This window comes from Chryseobacterium gambrini (assembly GCF_900156825.1).
In the GTDB taxonomy this organism is placed as follows: Bacteria; Bacteroidota; Bacteroidia; order Flavobacteriales; family Weeksellaceae; genus Chryseobacterium; species Chryseobacterium gambrini.
Genome location: NZ_FTOV01000002.1, coordinates 434674 through 459006, shown reverse-complemented (window position 1 = coordinate 459006; position 24333 = coordinate 434674). Strand labels below are relative to the sequence as shown.

Annotated in this window: 20 protein-coding genes and 1 tRNA gene; 18 read left to right on the top strand and 3 right to left on the bottom strand. The window is 36.0% G+C overall.

The annotated features are described in order from the left end of the window. Position 1 precedes the first annotated feature (1 nt). Positions 2-1231: an MFS transporter gene (locus BW951_RS05645; RefSeq protein WP_076390888.1), complete on the bottom strand. Its 1230-nt coding sequence runs from the start codon at positions 1229-1231 to the stop codon at positions 2-4. Positions 1232-1354: 123 nt separating this feature from the next. Here BW951_RS05645 and BW951_RS05640 point away from each other — a divergent pair, with 123 nt between their 5' ends. Beyond that, positions 1355-2260: an AraC family transcriptional regulator gene (locus BW951_RS05640; protein ID WP_076390887.1), complete on the top strand. Its 906-nt coding sequence runs from the start codon at positions 1355-1357 to the stop codon at positions 2258-2260. A 176-nt stretch (positions 2261-2436) separates the two neighbouring features. Here the strand turns inward: BW951_RS05640 and BW951_RS05635 are convergent, their stop codons facing one another. Continuing rightward, complete coding sequence (locus tag BW951_RS05635; protein ID WP_076390886.1) at positions 2437-2991, bottom strand: thioredoxin family protein; 555 nt, start codon at positions 2989-2991, stop codon at positions 2437-2439. A 300-nt stretch (positions 2992-3291) separates the two neighbouring features. Between BW951_RS05635 and BW951_RS05630 the strand changes: the two genes are divergently transcribed. The 4 genes from BW951_RS05630 to BW951_RS05615 all read left to right on the top strand — a co-directional run bounded on the left by BW951_RS05630 (position 3292) and on the right by BW951_RS05615 (position 10511). Continuing rightward, positions 3292-3888 (top strand): TetR/AcrR family transcriptional regulator, encoded by a 597-nt coding sequence (locus tag BW951_RS05630; protein ID WP_076390885.1) that lies wholly within the window; start codon positions 3292-3294, stop codon positions 3886-3888. A gap of 359 nt (positions 3889-4247) precedes the next feature. Further along, positions 4248-5408, top strand: a complete 1161-nt coding sequence (locus tag BW951_RS05625; protein ID WP_076390884.1) for an efflux RND transporter periplasmic adaptor subunit — start codon at positions 4248-4250, stop codon at positions 5406-5408. Between the two features lie 214 nt (positions 5409-5622). Next, positions 5623-8805, top strand: a complete 3183-nt coding sequence (locus BW951_RS05620) for an efflux RND transporter permease subunit (RefSeq protein ID WP_076390883.1) — start codon at positions 5623-5625, stop codon at positions 8803-8805. Between the two features lie 293 nt (positions 8806-9098). Beyond that, positions 9099-10511: an efflux transporter outer membrane subunit gene (locus tag BW951_RS05615; RefSeq protein ID WP_076390882.1), complete on the top strand. Its 1413-nt coding sequence runs from the start codon at positions 9099-9101 to the stop codon at positions 10509-10511. Between the two features lie 335 nt (positions 10512-10846). On the opposite strand, the gene miaA is transcribed toward BW951_RS05615, so the two are convergent. Further along, positions 10847-11767: a tRNA (adenosine(37)-N6)-dimethylallyltransferase MiaA gene (miaA, locus tag BW951_RS05610; protein WP_175608791.1), complete on the bottom strand. Its 921-nt coding sequence runs from the start codon at positions 11765-11767 to the stop codon at positions 10847-10849. Positions 11768-11952: 185 nt separating this feature from the next. Here miaA and BW951_RS05605 point away from each other — a divergent pair, with 185 nt between their 5' ends. The 13 genes from BW951_RS05605 (at position 11953) to BW951_RS05545 (ending at position 24115) form a co-directional block, all read left to right on the top strand. Beyond that, positions 11953-12810, top strand: coding sequence for a YicC family protein (locus BW951_RS05605; protein WP_076390880.1), 858 nt, complete (start codon positions 11953-11955; stop codon positions 12808-12810). A gap of 100 nt (positions 12811-12910) precedes the next feature. After that, positions 12911-13477 carry a guanylate kinase gene (gmk, locus tag BW951_RS05600; RefSeq protein WP_076390879.1) on the top strand — a complete coding sequence of 189 codons (567 nt, stop codon included), beginning with the start codon at positions 12911-12913 and terminating at the stop codon, positions 13475-13477. A 106-nt stretch (positions 13478-13583) separates the two neighbouring features. Then, complete coding sequence (gene nadA / locus BW951_RS05595; RefSeq protein WP_076390878.1) at positions 13584-14603, top strand: quinolinate synthase NadA; 1020 nt, start codon at positions 13584-13586, stop codon at positions 14601-14603. 324 nt (positions 14604-14927) lie between these two features. After that, positions 14928-17372, top strand: a complete 2445-nt coding sequence (gene thrA, locus BW951_RS05590; protein ID WP_076390877.1) for a bifunctional aspartate kinase/homoserine dehydrogenase I — start codon at positions 14928-14930, stop codon at positions 17370-17372. Positions 17373-17382: 10 nt separating this feature from the next. After that, entirely contained in the window at positions 17383-18306 is a 924-nt protein-coding gene (locus BW951_RS05585) for a homoserine kinase (RefSeq protein ID WP_076390876.1), read from the top strand. A 10-nt stretch (positions 18307-18316) separates the two neighbouring features. Then, positions 18317-19618: a threonine synthase gene (gene thrC / locus BW951_RS05580; protein ID WP_076391008.1), complete on the top strand. Its 1302-nt coding sequence runs from the start codon at positions 18317-18319 to the stop codon at positions 19616-19618. 5 nt (positions 19619-19623) lie between these two features. Further along, positions 19624-19986 carry a dihydroneopterin aldolase gene (folB, locus tag BW951_RS05575; RefSeq protein WP_076390875.1) on the top strand — a complete coding sequence of 121 codons (363 nt, stop codon included), beginning with the start codon at positions 19624-19626 and terminating at the stop codon, positions 19984-19986. A gap of 32 nt (positions 19987-20018) precedes the next feature. Then, on the top strand, positions 20019-21383 hold the full coding sequence (locus BW951_RS05570) for a DUF4403 family protein (protein ID WP_076390874.1): 1365 nt from the start codon (positions 20019-20021) through the stop codon (positions 21381-21383). Positions 21384-21404: 21 nt separating this feature from the next. Beyond that, a complete protein-coding gene (locus tag BW951_RS05565; protein ID WP_076390873.1) occupies positions 21405-21914 on the top strand; it encodes an RDD family protein in 510 nt (169 codons plus the stop codon). 56 nt (positions 21915-21970) lie between these two features. Further along, positions 21971-22041 (top strand) — tRNA-Cys (locus BW951_RS05560). A gap of 156 nt (positions 22042-22197) precedes the next feature. Next, a complete protein-coding gene (locus BW951_RS05555; RefSeq protein ID WP_076390872.1) occupies positions 22198-22707 on the top strand; it encodes a hypothetical protein in 510 nt (169 codons plus the stop codon). 83 nt (positions 22708-22790) lie between these two features. Beyond that, positions 22791-23291, top strand: a complete 501-nt coding sequence (locus BW951_RS05550; protein WP_076390871.1) for a hypothetical protein — start codon at positions 22791-22793, stop codon at positions 23289-23291. 596 nt (positions 23292-23887) lie between these two features. Then, on the top strand, positions 23888-24115 hold the full coding sequence (locus BW951_RS05545; RefSeq protein WP_076390870.1) for a hypothetical protein: 228 nt from the start codon (positions 23888-23890) through the stop codon (positions 24113-24115). The last annotated feature ends 218 nt before the right edge of the window (positions 24116-24333 follow it).

The following is a 24333-nucleotide window of genomic DNA, read 5'->3' as shown; positions in this document are numbered from 1 at the left end:
TTTATTTTTTAGGATTTATTTTTAATTTGTTCATAATAACTGCTGAAACAATCAACAGTGAAAGCGGTATTAATGAAAGGTAAAATGCCTGCTGTCCGCTGAGTTCCTGAAACACAAAACCTGTAATAATCGATCCGATGGTTCCTCCGATTGCAGAGAAAACCACAATTAAACCCGACATTGCGCTGTGTAAATATTTGGGAATAGATGCTAAAATCACCGAGTTGATACTTGGATAAATCGGAGCCAATAAACCGCCCATCAAAGGAAATAAGTAAACAACCAAAGGAGCATTTAACCAGGTCGTTCCCGCATCAATGCTAATATTGTGAGTTAAAGGTAGAACCAATAAAATACTTATGGCAAAACCTACCACACAAAAAGAAACCACGTAAATCCAACTGAATTTTTTAGAGAAAAAACCCGAAAGAAATCTCCCCAGTGCGAAAGCTCCCGCCAAAACGGCTCCCGCCTGAATACTCATGGAAGTCGGAACTTTTAAAATTTCCTTGTAAAAAGTCGGCGTCCAGGTCTGGAAACTCTGCTCTACCAAAACAAAAAGGAAAGCACACAGTAAAAAGAACAGGACTTTTTTATAGCTGAATAAACTCACGCTGTTTTTCAGATCTCCCAGCAAATCTGTTTTTTCACTTTTCGCTTCGTTTTCATTTAATCTGGTAAAAAACAGGAACAGAAAAGACAGAGCCGAAAGTCCTCCTAAAACCCAATATACATTCAGCCAATGGGTCGATCTCGGATTGTGGTCGTCTATGAATAAGCTGAATAAAACATTTCCCATTAATACGCCGATCATAAAAAAACCTTCCAGATAACCCATAAAACTTGAATGCTCTTTATCTGAATCCGTTACCAAACCAATGGAAGTGAAAACGGAAATTTTAATTAACGCAAAAGAAACCCCGACGATGGTAAACAGCAATTTGAAAAACCAGAATTCGTTGGCAAAAGGCATTACAAAACACATACAGCTTACCAAAAGCAAAGCGATCAGCATCGATCTTTTGATTCCTATTTTGGGTAAGAACGAAGCCAGAATGAATGAGCAGATCGCAATCGGCAGATCTTTAAAACCCTCCAGAACACTTGCTGAAGATTTGGAGATCCCGAAATTTTGCTGCATCTGTAAAATTACTGTTCCCACTGAATTCAGAAGAATCGCGAAAACAAAATAATTTAAAAATAAAACTGCCTTAATATTGAAATTTTTCATTCATATAATTTCTTGTGGGCTAAGATATATTCATTTGCCTTAACATTAATTTAACATCATAAATGAATATTTGAACTATATTAATATAATTATTATTTTAGGCTTCAAAATATGATTAACTAAATGAAAGTCACTTTTGAACGTGTTGTCCCCGATGAAAAGAGCTCTTTTCGCACCATTCACAACAATTCTCCCATCTCGGAATTTAAATGGGAATACCATTATCATCCCGAAATTGAGCTCGTCTGTATAGTTTCCGGGAGCGGAACAAGGCATGTTGGTTATCACAAAAGCAATTATACGAACGGAGATCTTGTGTTAATTGGTTCCAATATCCCCCACTCCGGTTTTGGACTGAATTCTATCGATCCGCATGAAGAAATTGTTTTACAGTTTAAGGAAGAAATCCTGCAGTTTCCACAGCAGGAAGTTGAAGCCAGATCAATCAAAAATCTTCTGGAACTGTCAAAATACGGAATTCATTTTCATGATGAGGTTCATATCAATATGCTTCCGAAACTAAAGCTGATGTTGAAATCTGAAGGCTACAAAAGATATCTTTTATTGCTGGAAATTCTTTTTGAGCTTTCAAAATGTGATGATTACGAACTTCTGAATAAGGAAATCATGCCTTACACGATTATTTCCAAAAACAAAACAAGACTGGAAAATATTTTCACCTACGTGGAACATCATTATGATAAAGAAATTGACATTGAGGACGTCGCCAAACTTGCCAATCTTACTTTACCTGCATTTTGTAATTTTTTCAAAAAAGCAACTCAGATCACTTTCACCGAATTTGTGAACCGGTACCGAATCAATAAAGCCTGTTTACTGATGGCACAGGATAAAAGTATTTCAGAATGCAGCTATAGCTGTGGTTTTAATAACGTAACGTATTTCAACAGAATGTTTAAAAAATATACAGGAAAGACCCCTTCCGAATTCATGAAAAATTTTGCACAGAACAGGGTGAATGTAGATTTAAAAGTTGAAGAAAAAGTAAAAGTGAAAGCCAGTTTTTAGCAAAATAAATTGTGGATAACTCTGTGGATAAAATTGTGGATAACTTTTCTAACTAAAATTAATTAACTCATTTATAAATCATTACAAAACAAAAAAAGCTGTTCAAAAAGAACAGCTTTATGTATTTGAATTGCAAAGCCATCAACTGACAGCCCGCTATTATTATCAGCCAAAAATTACTTCCACTTGATATTGCATCCCATGCTCGGTTTCTGAATTTCTTCCTGAGGTTCTCCCAACAAAAGATTTTCGAAAGCAATAATCAGATCTTCTCCTGTTACTTCTTTGTGATTTCCCGGTCTGGAATCATCCATCTGTCCTCTGTAGATCAGATCCAGTTTTTCATCAAAGAAAAAGAAATCCGGTGTGCAAGCTGCATCATACGCTTTTGCGATTGCCTGACTTTCGTCGTATAAATAAGGGAAATCAAACTTTCTTTCAATCTGGAATTCAATCATCTTTTCAGGAGAATCTGCGGGATATTTTTCCACATCATTCGAGTTGATGGCGATAAATTCAATTCCTCTTTCGTTGTAATCTTCATACAGTTCGGTTAATTTATCAATGACATGAAGAACAAACGGACAGTGGTTGCACATAAAGATCACCAAAGTTCCTTTTTCGCCTTTCAGATCATCCAAAGACTGAATTTCGTTACTTTTTGACGGGTTCGGAAGCTCAAAAAAAGGAGCTTTTGTACCCAGTTCGATCATATTTGAGGGAGTATTCATAACTTTTTTATTTGGTTACAAAGATATAGAATTTCTTGATTATTATAGTATGGAGGATGGATGCGAGAAGATGGAAGTCTCAGAAATTACCATCGATTGAATGGGACTATAAACTATATTAATTTTTACAATAATTAAACAAATATTATCTAGAAATAACCTCCAGCTCACATCCTTCCGGCATCCAGCCAATGTACAGACATCTTCAAAATCTTACTTTAAAAGTTAAAGCGTAAAATTTGTTTGGAAGATATCCTCAAAAGTTTGTAGTTTTGCTAACACTGTTAGTAATTAAAAATCATGGGTCTGCACGAACGTCGGCAAAGAGAGAAAGAAAATATACGCGCCAGTATTCTGGATGCGGCGTTTTCTTTGGCTAAAACCGAAGGATGGGCATCCCTTTCCATGAGAAAAATTGCTGATGCCATAGAATACAGCGCACCGGTGGTTTATGATTATTTTGAAAACAAAGAAGCGATTTTGTACGAAATTTCGCTGAATGGTTTCAACTGTTTACACATAGAATTACTGAAAGCCCAGAGAGAATATGAAGCTCCGGACGAACAACTTAAAGCTATTGTGGATGCTTACTGGAAGTTTGCATTTAAAAACAAAGAGTATTATCAGCTAATGTTCGGATTGGGAATGCAGTGCAGCGGAAAAGGAATGATGAAGGAAGAATTTTCTTCTTTCCAGAATATGCTTTACGAGTGTACATACGAGATTATTAAGAAAAACGGATCCAATCCTGATAACGCCTGTCATATGTCACACGCCTTATTTTCAGCAGTTCATGGCTTGATTTCGATCATGATGATGCGTAATGACGATATTCCTTCTACCATGAACAAAACGACTTTAGATGAAACAGTTTCTGCTTTCATTAAGTCTTTATAAATTTTTTTGAACTAAAAATTAACACCGTTAGGAATATTAACATCCATTAATGTAAATTATTCATTTAAACCGAATTAAAAATTAAAAAAACAATCATGCAGAATGTAAACAATTAATTATTGATCTTTTTTTACTTTAACAATTAACACCGTTAGCAAAAGTAACACACTTCACACCTCATATAAGTCATATCTAACCACATTAAAAATTTCAGCTATGAAAACAACGATCTGAAAGTCGACATTAAGAATTCTATAATTTTTTTTGAACTAAAAATTAACACCGTTAGAAAAAATAACAGAATTCAAATTAAAAACATCACTACTTAATCTAACACTTCATTAAAAATTAAACTCAAAATGAAAATATTTGGAAAAATAAGATTCATTGTACTTCTCTCAGGAATTATCCTTTTACAAAACTGTACAAAGGCTGCAGAAGGAGCCAACGCTGCTCCACCCGCTCCGGAACTGCCCGTTTATACCGTCATTACATCTCCTGCAACAACCTATCAGGAATTTCCTGCCGCTTTGGAAGGAAAAAACAACGTGGAAATAAGATCTCAGGTCGACGGATATTTAGATAAAATCTACGTGGAAGAAGGCGCATACGTAAGAGCCGGACAGCCATTATTTAAAATAGATTCAAGAGCTTACGGAGAGCAGATGAATATGGCAAATGCCAATTTACAGGTTGCCAATGCCAATATCCAGAAAGCTAAAGTGGAAGTTGACAGATTAGAGCCTTTGGTTGCTGCAAAAGTCGTTTCTGAGGTACAATTGAGAACGGCAAAAGCAAATTACGCCGCTGCAGTTGCCGCCGCTTCACAGGCGAAAGCATCAGTTGGAGGAGCAAAAATTAATATCGGATTTACAACCATCACGGCTCCGGTAAGCGGATACATCGGAAGAATTCCTCACAAAAAAGGAAGTCTGATCTCCAGAACAGATGCGAATCCGCTGACTTTACTATCAGACATCAGCGAGATTTACGCCTACTTTTCTTTAAGTGAACTTGATTTTATCGCTTTCCAGAATAAATATGAGGGCGCAAGTTTAGAAGAAAAACTGAAAAATATGCCGATGGTGGATTTAGTGATTGCCGACAACAGTGTTTATCCACAAAAAGGAAAAATGAGCATCGTAGACGGACAGTTCGACAAATCTACAGGAGCAATCAGCGTTCGTGCAGTTTTCCCCAATACCAACGGAACGTTGAGAACAGGAAATACAGGCAGAGTTCGTATGCCTCAATTGATATCGAATGCGGTAGTTATTCCTCAGGAATCTACGTTTGAGATTCAGGATAAAACCTATGTTTATGTGGTGGGCAAAGACCAGAAAGTAACCGGTAAACCTGTAAAAATTTCAGGAAAGACTGAAAACTATTATTTTATTTCCGAAGGAATACAACCGGGAGAAAAAATCGTATTCACCGGAATCGGAATGTTAAAAGATGGTGCTTCGATTAAGCCGAAAGCGATTTCATCCGACAGCTTACTGAAAGCAAAACCATTATAACCGCTTAAACTTCTTTAACCACAAAAGTTTTTAAACACTTAAGTTATTGTAAGTTAAAAAGCAATCGCTTAATAAGTACATATAAGGTTTTGAAAATCTTTGATTTTCAGCTAAAGTGAACTGCATGCAAAGTTTTTAAATAAACTAAAAGCTACTTAAGTGTTTAAAAATTTAAAGCTAAAAAGTTTAAACCACATTAAAAAATAAACTTCTTATGTTAAAACAATTTATAGAAAGACCGGTACTCTCTACCGTGATCTCCATAATACTTTTATTATTGGGGGCGCTCTCCCTCTTTAATTTACCCATTGCCCTCTTTCCGGATATTGCTCCGCCGAGTGTTCAGGTAACGGCATTTTATCCGGGCGCAAATTCGGAGGTTGTTGCACGTTCTGTAGCTACGCCTATCGAAGAAGCAGTGAATGGGGTTGAAAACATGACGTACATGACTTCCAACTCCAGTAACGACGGTACGATGACGCTGAATGTTTTCTTCAAGCAGGGTTCTGATGCAGATAACGCAGCAGTAAACGTACAGAACCGAGTATCGAAAGCAATGAGCCAGCTTCCGCAGGAAGTTGTTCAGGCCGGAGTTTCTACGCAGAAAGTACAAAACAGTATGATCATGTTCATGGGATTATCCAGTAACGATCCTAAACAATATGACGAACTTTTTTTACAGAATTATCTGAAAATTAATATCATTCCCCAGATTCAGCGTATTCCCGGAGTGGCGCAGGCGCAGGTTTTCGGAACGAGAGATTATTCCATGAGACTTTGGCTGAAACCGGACAGATTAGCAGCAAACGGACTTTCGCCACAGGAAGTTCTGAACGCGGTGAAAGATCACAATTTAGAAGCCGCTCCGGGTCGTTTGGGACAGGGAAGCAAGGAAACTTATGAATATATTTTAAAGTATAAAGGGAAATTAAACAAGAACGAAGACTACGAAAACATTGCTATTAAAGCCAATACAGACGGTTCATTTTTAAGATTAAAAGATGTGGCAAGAGTAGAATTCGGATCTTATACCTATACAGCAGCTAACAGAGTGGACGGGAAACCGGTAGCCGGATTTGCGATTATGCAGACTGCCGGTTCCAACGCCAACGAGATCTTAACGGAAATTGAAAAACAGGTAGACCAGTTCAAAACAACGCTTCCAAAAGGAGTGGAACCGATCATCATGTACAATTCTAAAGATTTCCTAGACGCGTCTATTCATCAGGTTGTTGAAACTTTAGTGATCGCATTTATCCTGGTATTTATTGTAGTGTATATTTTCCTTCAGGATTTCAGATCTACTTTAATTCCTGCCATTGCCGTTCCGGTTGCGATTATCGGTACCTTCTTCTTCTTACAGTTATTTGGTTTCAGTATCAATATGCTGACTTTGTTTGCTTTGGTACTCGCCATTGGTATTGTAGTGGATGATGCGATTGTTGTTGTGGAAGCGATTCACTCCAAAATGGAACATACCGGAATGCCTGTGGAACAAGCCACCACAAGTTCGATGAGTGAAATTTCCGGAGCGATTATTTCCATTACTCTGGTGATGTGTGCCGTATTTATTCCGGTTGGTTTCATGCAGGGACCTGCAGGAGTTTTCTACAGACAGTTTGCCTTTACACTGGCAATTGCCATTATGATTTCTGCGGTGAATGCCTTAACATTAAGTCCGGCTCTTTGTGCTCTATTATTAAATGATCCTCAGGGAGAACACGGTGAACATGGGAAAAAAACAGGTTTCGGAGCGAGATTTTTCAATGCTTTCAATACAAGCTTTAATAATTTAACGAAGAAATATATTTACAGTCTTAAATTTTTAATTAAAAACAAATGGGTTGCCGTCGGAGGACTGGTTTTACTAACTGCCGCAAGTGTTTTCTTAATTAAAAAAGCACCGTCAGGATTTATTCCTACCGAAGATCAGGGTTTCATTTTGTATGCAGTGAATACTCCTCCGGGAAGTTCATTGGATAGAACACATAACGCAACAGAGCAGATTGATAAAATCATCAACGGTGAAAAAGCGAAAAAAAATCTCTGGGTTGCAGACGGTCTGAATTTCATCAGTAACGCCAACGCTTCTCCGTATTCCGCAGGTTTCATTAAACTAAAAGACCATGATCAGCGAGGTGAAATCAGCGATCCCGATCAGATTGCAGCAGGATTAACAGGGAAGGTTTCGCAGGTGAAAGATGCCAATGCATTCTTCTTCAACTTCCCTACCGTTCAGGGATTTGGTAACGTTTCCGGTTTTGAATTTATGCTTCAGGACAGAACGAACGGCTCTTTGGAACAATTAGGAACCAATACTCAGGCTTTCATCGGAGAATTAATGAAACGTCCGGAAATTGCCTTCGCGTTTACAACGTATGCAGCAGGAAATCCGCAATTCACGATTGAGGTGGATAATGATAAAGCCAATCAGTTAGGCGTTTCAATTACAGAATTAATGCAGACGATGCAGATCTATTACGGAAGCAGCTTTGTTTCAGATTTCAACCGATTCGGAAAATACTATAGAGTAATGGCTCAGGCAGATATTCCTTACCGTACCGATGCGAATTCTCTGGAGGGAATTTATGTTAAAAATAAATCCGGCGAAATGGTTCCTGTAAAAACATTGGTGACTTTAAAAAGAAGTTTCGGACCTGAAACGGTGACCAGAAACAACCTTTTCAATGCCGTAACAATCAACGGAACACCGAAGCCGGGTTACAGCACCGGAGATGCGATTAAAGCAGTGGAAGAAGTAGCCCAGAAATCACTTCCGAGAGGTTATGGGTACGAATGGACAGGAATCACCCGTGAAGAGATTAAAACAAGCGGACAGACTACTTTTATCTTTATGTTAAGTATTTTGTTTGTCTATTTCTTACTGGCAGCGCAGTACGAAAGTTACATTCTTCCGTTTGCCGTTATTTTAACGATTCCTACAGGTATTTTCGGAGTATTCGCCTTCACGGGACTGGCTGGAATTGATAACAACATTTACGTTCAGGTCGGATTGATCATGCTGGTCGGATTATTGGCGAAAAACGCAATTCTGATCGTAGAATTCGCCGTCCAAAGAAGAAATGCAGGAAGATCATTACTGGAATCTGCACTTCAGGCTTCGAGATTACGTTTGAGACCGATCTTAATGACCTCGTTTGCCTTCATCATCGGGATGCTGCCGTTAGTTTGGACTCAGGGAGCCTCTGCGAAAGGTAACCATTCGATCGGGATGAGTACTGTGGGCGGAATGTTAACAGGAGTTGTATTCGGAGTGTTCATTATTCCTGTGATGTTTGTGATTTTCCAGTATTTACACGAAAAAATGCCGAGCAGAAAAAAGAAAAGACTTCAAAGACAGAAACTGGAGGCAGAACTTTTAACTCCGGCTCATTAATATAATGATTGACAAAACTTTGAGAATTTAAATATAATTTGAACCATTAAGATTTTGATTAAGGAGTTTAGAATATTAAGTGAGCTGCGCTTTAGCAGAATATTTATTAAAAAATCTATTTGATTTTTCTTAATTAATCTTAACTACTTAAATGCTTCTTAATGGTTCAAATAAAAAAATAGAGAAGAAACTATTCAAACTAAAATCATAAAAAGCAAAGTATTTTCTCCTACTAAAGACTGCTTGGAAACAATTTCTCAAAGTTTTGTAATCCATTAAAAATTTAAACCTTTATGAAAAGAATAAAAAATATCATCATCACTTTTGGACTGGCTTTGGTTTCAGTCTCCTGTGTGTCGAAACTGGCATACAAGGAGCCTGAACTGGAGCTTCCCGAAACCTTTAAATATACAGCAACAGCAGATACCGCAAGTGTGGCAAACCTGGAATGGAAACAATTTTTCAGCGATCCGATGCTGCAAAACTTAATCGAAAAAGGAATTAAAAACAATTACGATTTACAGATTGCTTTGAAGCAGGTTGCTTCATCACAGGAAAAACTGAAACAGGCAAAGTATCTTCAATATCCTGATGTTGGTTTCGGAGTTTCCGCACAGATTTCCAAGCCTTCCAAAAACAGCATGAACGGACAAAGTTTGAACTTGTTTTTAGGAAAAAGCTATGTTGAAGATTACAATGCAGCATTCAACCTTTCATGGGAAGCTGATATTTGGGGGAAAATTAAAAATCAGCAGGAAGTTTCTAAAATGCAGTATCTGCAGACTTATGAAGCAACAAAAGCAATTCAGACGCAGGTTGTTGCAGCCATTGCTCAAGGGTATTACAATCTGCTGATGCTGGATAAACAATTGCAGATTGCCCAATCTAATCTGGAACTCAGCAACCGTACGCTTTCTCTTACAGAAAAATTATGGCAAAGCGGTGACACCACTTCTTTAGGCGTTCAGCAAGCAACCGCTCAGAAACAATCAACTGAATTATTGATTACGCAACTGGAGCAAAACATTGCGATTCAGGAAAATGCATTGAGTATTCTGGTGGGTGAAAATCCAAATAAAATCGACAGAACAATTGAAATGTCTGATACTTCTTTACCACAGGATATTTCGGCAGGACTTCCTGCAGCAATGGTAAGCCGTCGTCCTGATGTCCGTCAGCAGGAATTGGTTTTGCTGGAATCCAATTCTATGGTGGGAATTGCGCAGGCAAACATGTACCCTTCCTTAAAAATTACGGCAAATGGCGGTGTCAATTCATTTAAAATTGATAACTGGTTTCAGATTCCGGCTTCATTGTTCGGGTCTGTTTTGGGAGGTCTGACTCAGCCGATTTTCCAGAAAAGACAATTGAAAACAGATTTAAATGTGGCTAAAATTCAGAGAGAGAAAAACGTATTGGCGTTCCGTCAGTCGGTTTTAAATGCAGTGGGAGAAGTTTCTGATGCTTTGGTTTCCAATGAAAGTTTAAAAGTTCAGGAAGAAAAAGCAACGGAACAGGTGGCAACTTTAAAAAACGGAATCAAAAGTGCCGAAATGCTGTACAAAGGCGGAATGGCAAATTATTTAGAAGTGATAACAGCTCAGGGAAATTCGCTGCAGGCCGAACTTAATCTGGCGTCTGTAAAAAGGCAGAGATTAAGCAGTATTGTAGATTTATACCGGGCTTTAGGAGGCGGTTGGAAGTAGTAAATTAAAATTATATTGTTATGGGATGCAGTCTTTAGGGGCTGCATTTTTTTGTTTAAATTAAATTTTTTAACCGCTCGCGTTGTCATTCTGGACATAGACTAAAAATCTACGAACGTAGTTCAGAAATGGAGTGAAGAATCTATAATATCTTCGTAGAGATTCTTCCTTCGTCAGAATGACAATCTGCGAAAATTTTGAACCATTAAGAACATTTAAGGAGTTAAGTTTAATTAAGAAAAATCAAATAGATTTAATAAACATAATATACTAAAAGCGAAGCTCACCTTAATATTCTTCACCTCTTAATTAAAATCTTAATCGTTCAAAAAGATTTATTTTTGAAATTCCTCATTAATATACCCAATCAAACCATCAAAATCCTCCTGCGAATATCCCAGTTGCAGATAATGAATATCATTCGCTTTCCGATACCAAGTCAATTGTCGTTTTGCGTATCTCCGGCTGTTTTTTTTAATTTCGGAAACCGCAAAATCCAGATCCCATTCTCCATCAAAATATTTAAATAATTCTGAATAGCCAACCGTATTCAAAGCGGTAAGATGTTTAAATTTCTTCAAGCTTTTTGCTTCTTCCAGCAAGCCTTTTTCCATCATGATATCCACTCTCCTGTTAATCCGGTCGTACAAGTCTTCTCTCGGTGCTTCAATTCCGATACGGATGGTTTTAAAATCTCTGGAATCCTGCGAAACAGCAATTTGTTCAGAATATTTTTTATTTGTCTGCCAAATCACATCAATGGCTCGTAAAAGTCTTCTGTGATTGTGAAAATCGACTACCGCAAAATATTCGGGATCGAGTTCTTTCAGGATTTCCTGAAGTTTTTCGATTCCTTCTTTTTCGAAAATTTCCTGCAATTTTTTCTGATTGTTTTCATCCGCTTCAGGCAAATCATTCAACCCTTCAATCACCGCTTTTTCATACATCATGCTTCCGCCCACCAAAATAACGGTTTCATATTTTTCAAAAAGTTCATTGAGCTTTTTTAAAGCATCTTCCTCATATTGCCCGATCGAATAATATTCTTCCACCGAAAGGTTTCCGATAAAATGATGAGGTGCTTCGGCAAGTTCTTCAGCAGACGGTGAAGCTGTTCCGATTTTCATTTCCCTGAAAAACTGTCTTGAGTCACACGAAACAATCTCTGTGCTAAAATGTTTTGCCAGATCAATTGCCAGTCTTGTTTTACCAATTCCGGTGGGTCCTACAACAGAAATTAATTTTTTCTTTTTCACCGCGCTAATTTACGAAAATGAGTTTATTTAATTGGCTGGAAGATTGGAAGAACGAAGATGAAAGTTAAAATAGTTATTCAATAATATACACAACAATCTTCCCGCTTCCTTCTTCCCTCTTCCAGCTTTCAACACTAGCAAAACTATAGACTTAAATGTTTATCTTTGTAGGACAATAAAAAACTATGATTTTATCAATGACCGGCTTTGGTAGAGCCGAAGACGTTTTTGAAGGTAAAAAAATTACCATCGATATTAAATCCCTGAACAGCAAGAGCTTCGATTTAAATATCAAAATTCCTTTGAGATATAAAGAAAAGGAATTTGAGGTAAGAAAAATTCTTAACGACAGAATAATCCGTGGAAAAGTAGACTGCTACATCAATATAGAAAATCTTGAGGAGTCCAACGATGTGAAAATCAATAAAAGTTTAATTGATTCTTACATGAAGGAGCTGAAAAACATCGCTTCAGACGGACCCGATTTCGAATATCTGAAAATGGCAGTGAGGCTTCCTGATGCGATAACTTCAAGACCGGACGAATTATCCGAAGGCGAATGGGAAGCTTTGGCAAAAATTGTGAATGCTGCGGTTGACCGTTTTGAAGAATTCAGAAGAACGGAAGGTAAAATTTTACATGAAGAGCTTGAAAGAAATATTCAGAATATTGATAAATACTTAGGTGAAGTTATTCCGTTCGAAGAAGAAAGAATTTCGGCAGTGAAGGAGCGTTATCAGAAAACTTTAAAAGAGTTTGAGAATGTAGATGAAACGCGTTTCTATCAGGAAATGGCTTATTTTACAGAAAAACTGGATATTTCAGAAGAAAAAGTAAGACTTTCCCAGCATCTGAAATATTACAAAGAAGTAATGGACAATGAAGATTTCAACGGTAAGAAACTTGGATTTATTTCTCAGGAAATTGGTCGTGAAATCAATACATTAGGCTCTAAAGCCAATCATTCGGAAATTCAGAAACTTGTGGTGATGATGAAGGATGATTTAGAGAAGATTAAAGAACAAACGTTAAATGTGCTTTAAATTCAACGTTTAATGTTTAAAATTCAATGTAAAAAAAACTTTGGATAAGCATAATAATTTTGAATAATAGATTTTAACTTTAAACCATAAACTAAAAACTTTGAATAATAAAGTTATCATATTTTCAGCGCCTTCTGGAAGCGGAAAAACAACATTGGTAAAGCATTCTCTGGAGGTTTTCAATGAATTGCAGTTTTCGATTTCGTGTACAACGAGACAGCCGAGAGGCAGCGAAGTTCATGCAGTGGATTATCATTTTTTAACGCCCGATGAATTCAGACAGAAGATTGCGGAAGATGCTTTTGTAGAATTTGAAGAAGTGTATACCGACAAATATTACGGAACATTAAAATCTGAAGTAGAAAAGATCTGGAATCAGGGGAAAGTGGTTATTTTTGATGTTGATGTAAAAGGCGGAATTTCCTTAAAGAAGTATTTCGGAGAACAGGCTTTGTCAATTTTCATTGAACCGCCTTCCATCGAAGAATTGGAACGAAGATTGATCTCAAGGAACACAGATGATGCAGAAACCATCAAAACGCGTGTTGCAAAGGCAGAAGAAGAAATGTCTTACGCAAAGGAATTTGATAAAATCGTCATCAACAGCGATCTGAGCGAAGCAAAAAAAGAAATAGAAAGTTTAATAAAAAATTTTATTGGAAGTTAAAGACCGGATGATGGAAACAGGAAGCTTGAGGTTTATTATACAACGTCAAAATTCTAATTTTTAATTCCTATTTTTTAATTTCTGATTCTAAAACATTGAGGTTGATATGAGTACCGAAACATTAGAAAAAGCTAAATCTGCGATCCCTGTAAGAGGATTTCTGGATATAAAAGATATAGCAATTCCTCAAGGAGAAGAGCTTGTACAGGCAATTCTTAAATTGAAAGAAGAAAAAAACGCCGTTATTCTGGCGCATTATTACCAACCCGGAGACATTCAGGATATTGCAGATTTTCTGGGAGATTCTCTGCAACTGGCAAGACAGGCAAAAGATACGGATGCGGACATGATTGTTTTCTGCGGAGTTCATTTCATGGCGGAAGCGGCTAAAATCCTCAACCCGACTAAAAAAGTGGTTCTTCCTGATACAATGGCTGGATGTTCATTGGCAGACGGATGTTCAGGAGAAGGTCTGAGAAAAATGCGCGAACAGCATCCAAATGCTTTGGTGGCAACCTACATCAACTGTAACGCAGAAACGAAAGCTGAAAGTGATATTATTGTTACCAGTTCAAACGCTGAAACAGTAATTGAAGCTTTACCGAAAGACCGACCGATAATTTTCGCACCGGATAAAAACTTAGGAAGATATTTATCTCAGAAAACAGGACGCGATATGATCCTTTGGGACGGAAGCTGCATTGTACATGAAGCTTTTTCTATGGAAAGAATTGCGAAGCAACTGGCTGAGAATCCTGATGCAAAATTAATTGCACACCCTGAAAGCGAAGAAGCTGTTTTAAAGCTGGCTCATTTTATAGGTTCCACTTCTGCCCTGTTGAATTATGTTGAAAAAGACGACTGTCAGAAATTCATCATCGCTACAGAAGAAGGAATTCTTCACGAAATGAAAAAACGCGCTCCTCATAAAGAATTAATTCCTGCTCTGGTTTTTGATGAAAGCTGTAACTGCTCGGAATGTTTCTACATGAAGCGTAATACCATGGAAAAATTATATTTATGTATGAAATATGAGCTTCCTGAAATTATCATCGACGAAGATTTAAGATTAAGAGCGCTGAAACCTATTGAAGCGATGCTTGATCTTTCAAAAAGCATAAAATAAATAAAAGCACTGTTTTTGGCAGTGCTTTTTTGTTCGTCATAATATTGATAAGCATTGTTTATATTAAATTCAAAATAAAAGCTTATTTAATTTCAGATTTAAAAAAAATTTGTACATTTGTTCATACAGCAATGAATTTTTTAATAAACATATCAGATATTTCCACTCCGATTTTCTCTATTTCGGATGTATCTTTTGTTTCTGTTATTGCTACAACAACTACAACTACCCCATAACGGGGTGTATTTTCACATATCATTATAAGCCTACGTACTCTTTTTCCTAAAGAGTAAAATTCAATTTTCTATAATTAAAAAACAAATAATGAAAGTTTTAAAATTCGGGGGCACTTCGGTTGCCCATTCACAAAATATAATGTTGGTAGAAAACATTATTAAAAAAGAATCTCAGAACAACAGAATTATCGTTGTCGTTTCAGCACTTCAAGGGGTTACAGATCAATTGATAAAAGTTGCAGAAGCCGCTTCTCACAACAATGAAAATTATATTCACATCCTTAAAAATCTTGAAGAAAAACATTTAGACCTTGTTAAAGATCTTATTCCTTTTGCAGAACAGAGTTCATGGCTCAGTTTCGTGAAAAAGCATTTTAATGATATTGAGGACATCTGCAACAGCATTTTTATCCTAAAAGAGTTTACAGACAGAATCAAAGATAAAATTACATCGTACGGCGAATTTCTTTCTTCAAATATTATCACAGCAAGACTGAAATCAAATGGTTTGGATGCATTATGGATGGATTCTCACATCGTTACAGACAGCAATTTCACCAATGCAAAAGTAAATTTTGAAGTTACAGAAGATAATCTCAGCCAATTTCTGAATGAAAATAAAAATCAGATCATTATCACTCCCGGATTCATTGCTAAAGATGCAAAAGAAAATGCCACAACATTAGGCAGAGGCGGTTCAGATTATACGGCATCAATCATCGCCTCTATAATCCATGCAGATGAACTTCAAATCTGGACCGATGTAAGCGGAATGATGACTTCAGATCCGCGATTGGTTTCCCATGCGAAACCTATTGCTGAAATTTCATACTCCGAAGCAATGGAACTTTCTCATTTTGGGGCAAAAGTTCTGTATCCTCCCACCATTCAGCCGGTAATGGTGAAAAATATCAACCTGAGAATTAAAAATACTTTCGATCCGGAAGCTCAGGGAACACTAATTTCTCATCATGTAAAAAAATCTCATCTAGAAAATGAACAAATTGCTGTCGGTGTATCCAATATGAGCCACATTGCTCTGCTTACTGTAGAAGGAAGCGGGATGATAGGCATTCCCGGAGTTTCCGCAAAACTATTTCAATGCCTGAGTCAGGAAAAGATTAATGTCATTTTAATTACTCAAAGTTCTTCAGAACACTCTATCACAATTGCGATCAGCGAAAAAGATATTTTCAATGCAAAAAGTACCATTGATTCTGCTTTTGAAGATGATTTAAAGCTCAAAAGAATTGATCCGGTAAAAATTGAAACAGATCTTGCGATTGTTGCTTTGGTGGGAGAAAACATGAAAAGCAGAAGCGGTGTGAGTGCCAAAATGTTCGGTTGTCTGGGAAATAACGGCATCAATATCAGAGCAATTGCTCAGGGATCATCAGAAAAAAATATCAGTATTGTTATTTCAGAAAAAGATATTACAAAAGCGGTTAATGTTTTACATGAAGAATTTTTTGAGTCCGAAATTAAACAGGTACATCTCTACATCTGCGGAACAGGAAATGTGGGAATGAAGTTAATTCAGCAGATCTATAGCCAGAACGACTATCTTAAAGAACACCTTTCAGTTAATTTAAGAATTGCAGGACTGTCCAACAGCCGTAAGATGATTTTCTCAGACAAAGGGATTTCAGAAAATGAATTTACCAACTTCGATCAAAATGGTCAGGAAGCTTCTGCTGAAAAATTTGCGCAGGAAATTATTTCAAGAAATCTAAGAAACTCTGTTTTTGTAGATGTTACCGCGAGTTCCGAAGTTCCGAATATCTATGAGCAACTTCTGAAGAAAAGTGTAAATATTGTTGCTTGTAATAAGATTGCCGCTTCTTCTGATTTTGAAAATTATAAAAATTTAAAAAATACAGCCAGAAACCACAGTTGTCAATTTCTATTTGAAACCAATGTGGGAGCAGGATTGCCGATTATCGGAACAATCAATGATCTTATCCGAAGCGGCGATAAAATTACTTCGATTCAGGCGGTTCTCAGCGGGACTTTAAATTTTGTGTTCAACAATTACGACGGAAGCAGGAAATTTTCTGAAATTGTGGCTCAGGCTCAAAAAGAAGGTTATACAGAACCCGATCCCCGACTCGATTTGGCGGGAACTGATGTTGCCAGAAAAATTCTGATTCTTGCCAGAGAAGCCGGTTATTCCATTGAATTTAACAGTATTGAAAATGAAAGTTTTCTTCCTGCAGAATGTATGAAAGGAAGCGTAAACGACTTTTATGATGCACTTTCCAAGTATGAAGATCATTTCAGGAATCTTTTGGAGGAAGCAAAAAATAAAGGCAAAATTTTAAAATATGTTGCTGAATTTAAAGAGGGAAAAGCAAAAGTAGGACTGAAACATATTGCTCCGGAAAGCGATCTTTTTCATCTGTATGGAAAAGATAATATCGTAATTTTCAAAACGCTGAGATATTATGAACAGCCTCTTGTTGTAAAAGGAGCTGGAGCCGGTGCAGAAGTTACAGCAAGTGGTGTTTTCGCAGATATTCTCCGTTCTGTTTAAAAATTGAGTTATGAAAAAAGTTAAATTAAAAGTTCCTGCTACCATTGCCAATCTGGTTTGCGGATTCGATATTTTAGGAATGGCAATCCATGAACCGTTTGATGTAATGGAACTGAAACTGCTGGAAACCTCTGAAATCATCATCAGACACACAGACGATTTCGGACTGCCGGAAGAAACGTCAAAAAATGTTGCCGGAAAAGTTTTATTGAAAATTCAGGAGGAATTAAACCTTAAAAACGGCTTCGAGGTAATCATTCATAAAAAAATAAAACCCGGAAGCGGATTGGGATCCAGTGCGGCAAGTGCAGCAGGAGCCGCTTTTGGAGCCAACTATTTACTGGGAAACATTCTCTCTAAAGAAGAAATGATTTATTTTGCCATGTTTGGTGAAGAATTAGCTTCAGGGGTGAAACATGCAGACAATATCACGCCCTGTATTTTCGGCGGAATTACTTTAATCAAATCTTCAAATCCTGTTGATATTATTCCACTGAATGCACCGGACTTATTTGTAACGGCTATTCATCCGCAAGTCGAAGTAAAAACTTCCGATGCAAGACAAATCCTGAAGAAAAATATTCTTCTGAAGGACGCCATAGAGCAATGGGGAAATATCGCAGGACTGGTTGCCGGAATCCAGAATAATGATTTCGGACTGATCGGAAGAAGTTTAAAGGATGTGATTGTAGAGCCTGTAAGAAGTATTCTGATTCCTAAATTCGATGAAATTAAAGAAAAAAGTCTCGGTTTAGGCGCTTTGGGCGGAGGAATTTCAGGTTCAGGACCTTCCGTTTTTATGCTTTCCGAAAACGAAAAAATTTCATACGAAATAGCAGAAATGATGAAATCTGTTTACCGTACAATTGACATTGAAAGTTTCGCTTATGTCTCTAAAGTAAACCCTAAAGGAATAGAAATTATTGAAAAATAAAAATCAGCCTATGAAGTATTATAATTTAAAAGATAAAGAAGAAGTTGTTGATTTCAAAACAGCTACCATAAAAGGACAGGGAAAAGAAAAAGGACTGTTTTTCCCAGAATACATCCCATTATTTGAAAAAGATTTTATTGAAAATTTAGACCTTTACAGCGATGTAGAAATTGCCTACCGATGCATGAAAGATTTTGTGGGCGACGAAATTCCTTCGGAGATTTTAAAAGAAATTGTTTCGGAAACCATCAATTTTGAAATTCCGTTGAAAAAAATCAATGAAAACATCTGTTCTTTAGAGCTTTTTCATGGTCCGACTTTAGCCTTTAAAGATGTGGGAGCCCGATTTATGAGCCGCTGCCTCTCCTACTTTCTGAAAAGTGAAAATAAAAAAGTAACGGTTTTGGTTGCTACATCGGGAGATACAGGAGGAGCCGTTGCGAATGGATTCTATAAAACTGAGAATATTAATGTAGTTATTCTCTACCCAAAAAATCGGGTAAGCGAAGTTCAGGAAAAGCAGTTAACCGCACTTGGCGAAAATATTTCTGCTTTAGAAGTTGATGGCAGTTTTGATGATTGCCAGAATTTGGTAAAGCAGGCTTTCTCGGACGCAGAAATTAATTCAAAATTATTTTTAACGTCTGCCAATTCCATTAATGTCGCAAGATGGCTTCCTCAGCAAATTTATTATCTGCTCGCGCTGAAGCAATGGAAAAAAACAGAAAATGGAAAACCTGTTATTGCCGTCCCAAGCGGAAATTTCGGTAATCTGTGTGCCGGAATTCTGGCTTATTTCCGGGGACTTCCTGTAGAACATTTTATTGCTGCGTGTAACGAAAACGATGTTATTCCCAACTATTTAAAAACAGAAAAACTACAGATAAAAGAAACTGTAGCTACGCTTTCTAATGCAATGGACGTAGGAAATCCGAGTAATTTTGTAAGAATTTTAACGCTTTTTGAAAATAAATTTCAGGATTTAGCGGATATGATTTCAGGATATTCTGTGGATGATGAAAAAACATTGGCTGTCATTAAAAATGTGTATGAAAATTACTATCATCTCCTCGATCCTCACGCCGCAGTCGCATACGCTGCCATGGAGAAATATTTTGAAGACAATCCTAAAAAAGGCTTAATTCTGGGAACTGCACATCCCGTAAAATTTCCTCAGGCAGTAGAGAAAGCCATTCATATTTCAGCAGATTTGCCCAAATCTTTAGAATTATTGATGAAAAAAGAGAAAAAAAGTATTGAAATTAGTCCCGATTTTGCAGAATTAAAACGATTTTTGCTTACAGAAATTTAAGAGTTATGAGCAGGATTTATTTAGAAAATGTAAAAATATATGCTTACCACGGTGTTCTTCCGGAAGAAAATATTGTTGGTACCTATTATATTGTAAATGCAGAACTTCATACCGACCTCTGGAATGCAGCAGCTTCTGATGATCTGAAAGATACGATCAGTTACGCAGACATCAATGATATTATTCATGATGAGATGAAAATAAAGTCTAAATTGCTGGAACACGTCGCAGGAAGAATTATCTTTAAAATTCATGAGACATTTCCGCAGGTGGATTATATCAAATTAAAAATAACGAAAACAGCTCCACCGATGAAAGGCGAAATGACAGGAGCAAGTATTGAGCTTGAAAAAAGTTTTAAGCCTTAAATTCTGATATTCATTTATAAAAAATCACACAATTGAAAGTTGTAAAATTAATATTTCTTCTGTTTTGTACGGCTGTTTCCGCACAGACCACGATGAGTTCTGAAGTTCCGAACTATAATTTTCCGAAAGTAAAATCCAGTATTACGATGCCGGTTGCCATTCCGCTTTCAGAGATCAGCAATCTGATTAATGCATCGGTAAAGGATCTGATTTATCAGGACGATTCTTACACGGATAATGACAATGACCAATTTAAAGTAAAAGTCTGGAAAACCGGTCCTATCCGTCTTGCAGGAGGAACCAATCAAAACATACTGATTGAAGTTCCTTTAAAAGTCTGGGCAGAAAAAGGCATCGGAACGCTGGGAATTTACACGTATCAGAACACCACTTTTGAAACGGTGATGTCCTTTAATGCGGTATTAAATTTTCAGAATAACTGGACCATCACAACCAATACAAAACCCAATGGTTTTCGATGGGTAACCAAACCGGTTCTGGATTATGGAAGAATAAAAATCCCGATCACTTCTCTGGTGGAAAAGAGTCTGGTGGAACAACAGCAAAAGTTCTGTAAAACCATCGACAGCCAAATGGCAACCCAGCTCAACTTTCAGCAATACGCCGTAATGGCGTGGAATGTTTTCGCACAGCCTTTTAATATTTCTGAAGAATACAAAACGTGGCTGAAAGTTTCTCCGGTAAAGGTAAACATCACTCCTCTAAAATTTTACGCCAACCAGATTGATACCAACATCGGAATTGATGTATTTTCTGAAACATTTACGGGAAATCAGCCGGGTTCTGCTCCTGCGATAAAATCGGCTCCGGGTTTCACATTTATTCCGACTTTGGGAAATCAGTTTCTGCTTCAGACAACCGCCAATATTCCGTTTACAGAAGCGACCAATATTGCGAGAAATATGTTTTTGAATAAGGAATATGATGTAAGAGGTTCATCCGTAAAAATTAAAGACATTAAAGTATACGGCGTTGATGATAAGGTAATGATAGAAGCGGAAACCGAAGGGTATGTAAACGGAAAAGCTTTCATTTCCGGGATTCCGGTGTATGATGAAGCCAAAAAGAAAATTGTATTGTCTAACACAAAATTCAACCTGAAAACGGCAAATTTCCTTCAAAAAACAGCGACGCTCCTTTTCAAAGGACGAATTGTAAAAATGATCGAGGAAGAATACGGAATTCCTACCCAAGAACTGGAAAACAGTTCAAAGAAAAGCATCGAAGAAGCATTCAATAAAGAATATTATAAAGGCTTAAAAATGAACGGAAAAGTATTCAGCCTCAAACCCAGCAAAATCCTCCTCAATCCTTATGGAATTACTGCCGTGATTGATACTAACGCCACTTTAAAATTAACACTAACAGGAATTTAAAATTATTAAAAACTAATACACATGAGAAAGTACCTTAAAATTGTGGATATCCACAGAGCAACGAAATGGCAAAGATTTGCAAATCTTTTTATTGATAAACTGGTGATGAATCTGTTCTTCTTCCTTCTCGGTATTGCTTTAGTTTTTATTGATAATGTTTTTGGAATGTATTATTTCACTCCAATGATTTATAAACTATCCGGAATTGGGCGTCTTGCCGATATTATCCTTACTTCGGTTGTATATTTTCTATATACTTTTCTTATGGAATATTTTACAAAAGGAAAAACAGTAGGCAAATACATTACAGGAACGAAAGTTATTATGACAGACGGTACATCTCCTACTTTACAGGATTATTTTATACGGAATATTTCAAGACTTGTTCCTTTTGATGTACTTTCTTTTCTTGGCGAAAACGGGTGGCACGACAGCTGGAGTGATACAAGGGTAATTCATACCAAAAATTATGAGACTGAAAGACAGGCAAAAAGCGAAATAGAGAGCATTGGCACGAAAGAAATTGCTTAAAAATTTTTGTTCGAAAATAAATTTTACTATATTTGCACACCTCAAAAATGGTAAATGGTACTTTGGCCGAGCGGCTAGGCAGTGGTCTGCAACACCATCTACAGCGGTTCGAATCCGCTAGGTACCTCTTTAAAATCCCTAAATTGCTGTTTAAGCGTTTAGGGATTTTTTTATTTATCTTTTCTCCCCAACTTTTGGCTATGATCCGATCCCTTTTCTTCTGTTGAGGCTTTCCGTAATAGAAAATTACAAAGATTTTATATATTGCGGAAAATTTTTAACTATGAAAAAAACACTATTCACTTTAACAATATTATTATTGTTTTCTTGCGGAAAAAAGCAAGAATACTCTCCGGAAATTGAAGCTAAAGCAGGTAAAATAGTTGATAGCATTATGGCTTCAAATCAACAAAAAGCAAATTTAGATACAAAAGAAAGTTTTTTAGATAAAGAGTTAACTAAAAATTCCCCTGTTCAAGTTTTAAAATACAGATTTGTAGAAAAAGAATATTCTACCTATAAAGACGTTGCATTAACATATAAAAACGTCTCTGACAAAACAATTTCAGCAATTCGGTTTGAATGGTACGGAGAAAATTCATTTGGTGAGCCTGCTGATATGGGAGTTTCAACTGGTACAGGTGGAGGCTTTACTGATGACGCACTAAAGCCAGGCAAAACTGATTCTGGACAATGGGATATATTAAGTAGAGATGGAAAAAAGCTTATTGGTGCAAGAGCCTATGAAGTCGCTTTTGAAGATGGGACAAAGTGGAAATTAAATAATAATTAGAAAAAATGAGAAAATTAATAATTTTTGTTTTGTTTTCGAATTTAGCTCTTAGTCAGAATATTATAAAATATAGCTCCTACTCAATGGAAAATCCTAAAAAGAGTTATAATATTATGCTTGACTATGATAATGACCCTATTGTAGAAAATATATTAATTGATGTTGAATCAGATGATCCTATTTTTAAAAAATCATCATTTATATTAACCAGACACGAGTTTTATGTCTTCTTAGACTATCTGAAATATATAGCTGAAAAGAAAAATGAATGGCATAAAATAAATATAGCCAATAAAATCACTTCAGTTGATAAAAAAATTGAATGGTATAATAAGAATTTAAAAGGCAGCTGCGTTTATTTGAATGGTCCAATAATTTCACAAACTCCTTTTTATGCAGATTATTATTATAGAAAAGGAAAAAGTTATATCATTATTAAAAGTAACAGAAGTGACGAAGTCGATTATTCATTTATCTTATTCCCTTCTTCAAAACACCTAGAAATGTTAATTGAAAAATTAAATATTGACAAATTTAATCTACTAATAGAAGAAGATATTAAAAAGAAAAATTTATTAAAATAACAAACCTCCAAACAGGACTTTGTTATTGTTTTATTTGTTTACTACAAAAACAACTAAAAACGTCAAAAAGACACGAAATAAACAGATGATAACTCCATCAAATATTTAAATAGCTTCATAAAAGCATTTAGCATTAAAGCATTTAGCATTTTTGTTTACTTTTCCCGACTTTTTCCTGACAATTCATTATTTAGACTTTCACATTCGAAAACAAAAAACTTCCCAGAAAAACTGAGAAGTTTCTAAAACTGTTTAAAAACGAATGGAAATTGAAGTTTTAAAGCTACAATAAAACCATTCTTTACCGTATGATCTGAGTCATAATAAAAAACCTCTCACGAATGAGAGGCAAACTTACTGAGATATTAAAACATTTAAATGTTATATATTAAATTTAGTTATAACTATTTCTATATTTTATGACCTAAATCATAGAAATAATTCTATTAAAAATGAAAATACAAATTATTAAATTAATGATAATCAATATTTTATATATTTATTTTCGAAAAAAACTAAATATTGCATACAAAATTTCTTCATTAGAGTGCTGTTTTTTTCACTTAATAATGATTAAATTTGCATAAACTAAAATCATGACATTTAACGAAGCATTAAAACACAAGAAGAACATTTTAAAAAATTCCAGCGAGTTTACAAAAACGCTGTATGATTACATTATTATTCCAAGTATAGACGAAGAAGGTCTTAAGTACATTGAAGAGTTTAAAAAATCTCCTGATTTGTTTATGGATGAAAGCTGTAAAAGATACAGCAGTAATGACAGGTTTAAAGTGTTCTTATTTGCGAAAAACCAAAATTAAAGCTTCTATTCTTCTTTCTCTCTTGCTATTTTTTCTTTGTACAATAAAAAATCCCCGTATTTCTACGAGGATAAAAACTAATAACCATGAAAACTCAAATTAAACATGAGTGACTGCAAATTTATGAAATGTTAGTTTTAGATACATCTATATGAAATATTAATTTCATCAATTAACAATTTTTATCAAAGATTAAAAAACTGTTAATTTCATTATAA

Coding starts and splice junctions, on each gene's coding strand:
- BW951_RS05635 (WP_076390886.1), bottom strand. CDS start 2,991: ATGAATACTCCCTCAAATATGATCGAACTGGGTACAAAAGCTCCTTTT.
- nadA (WP_076390878.1), top strand. CDS start 13,584: ATGAGTACCGAAACATTAGAAAAAGCTAAATCTGCGATCCCTGTAAGA.
- BW951_RS05630 (WP_076390885.1), top strand. CDS start 3,292: ATGGGTCTGCACGAACGTCGGCAAAGAGAGAAAGAAAATATACGCGCC.
- BW951_RS05620 (WP_076390883.1), top strand. CDS start 5,623: ATGTTAAAACAATTTATAGAAAGACCGGTACTCTCTACCGTGATCTCC.
- BW951_RS05565 (WP_076390873.1), top strand. CDS start 21,405: ATGAGAAAGTACCTTAAAATTGTGGATATCCACAGAGCAACGAAATGG.
- BW951_RS05545 (WP_076390870.1), top strand. CDS start 23,888: ATGACATTTAACGAAGCATTAAAACACAAGAAGAACATTTTAAAAAAT.
- BW951_RS05555 (WP_076390872.1), top strand. CDS start 22,198: ATGAAAAAAACACTATTCACTTTAACAATATTATTATTGTTTTCTTGC.
- BW951_RS05615 (WP_076390882.1), top strand. CDS start 9,099: ATGAAAAGAATAAAAAATATCATCATCACTTTTGGACTGGCTTTGGTT.
- BW951_RS05550 (WP_076390871.1), top strand. CDS start 22,791: ATGGAAAATCCTAAAAAGAGTTATAATATTATGCTTGACTATGATAAT.
- thrA (WP_076390877.1), top strand. CDS start 14,928: ATGAAAGTTTTAAAATTCGGGGGCACTTCGGTTGCCCATTCACAAAAT.
- BW951_RS05640 (WP_076390887.1), top strand. CDS start 1,355: ATGAAAGTCACTTTTGAACGTGTTGTCCCCGATGAAAAGAGCTCTTTT.
- BW951_RS05585 (WP_076390876.1), top strand. CDS start 17,383: ATGAAAAAAGTTAAATTAAAAGTTCCTGCTACCATTGCCAATCTGGTT.
- thrC (WP_076391008.1), top strand. CDS start 18,317: ATGAAGTATTATAATTTAAAAGATAAAGAAGAAGTTGTTGATTTCAAA.
- BW951_RS05645 (WP_076390888.1), bottom strand. CDS start 1,231: ATGAAAAATTTCAATATTAAGGCAGTTTTATTTTTAAATTATTTTGTT.
- BW951_RS05605 (WP_076390880.1), top strand. CDS start 11,953: ATGATTTTATCAATGACCGGCTTTGGTAGAGCCGAAGACGTTTTTGAA.
- BW951_RS05625 (WP_076390884.1), top strand. CDS start 4,248: ATGAAAATATTTGGAAAAATAAGATTCATTGTACTTCTCTCAGGAATT.
- folB (WP_076390875.1), top strand. CDS start 19,624: ATGAGCAGGATTTATTTAGAAAATGTAAAAATATATGCTTACCACGGT.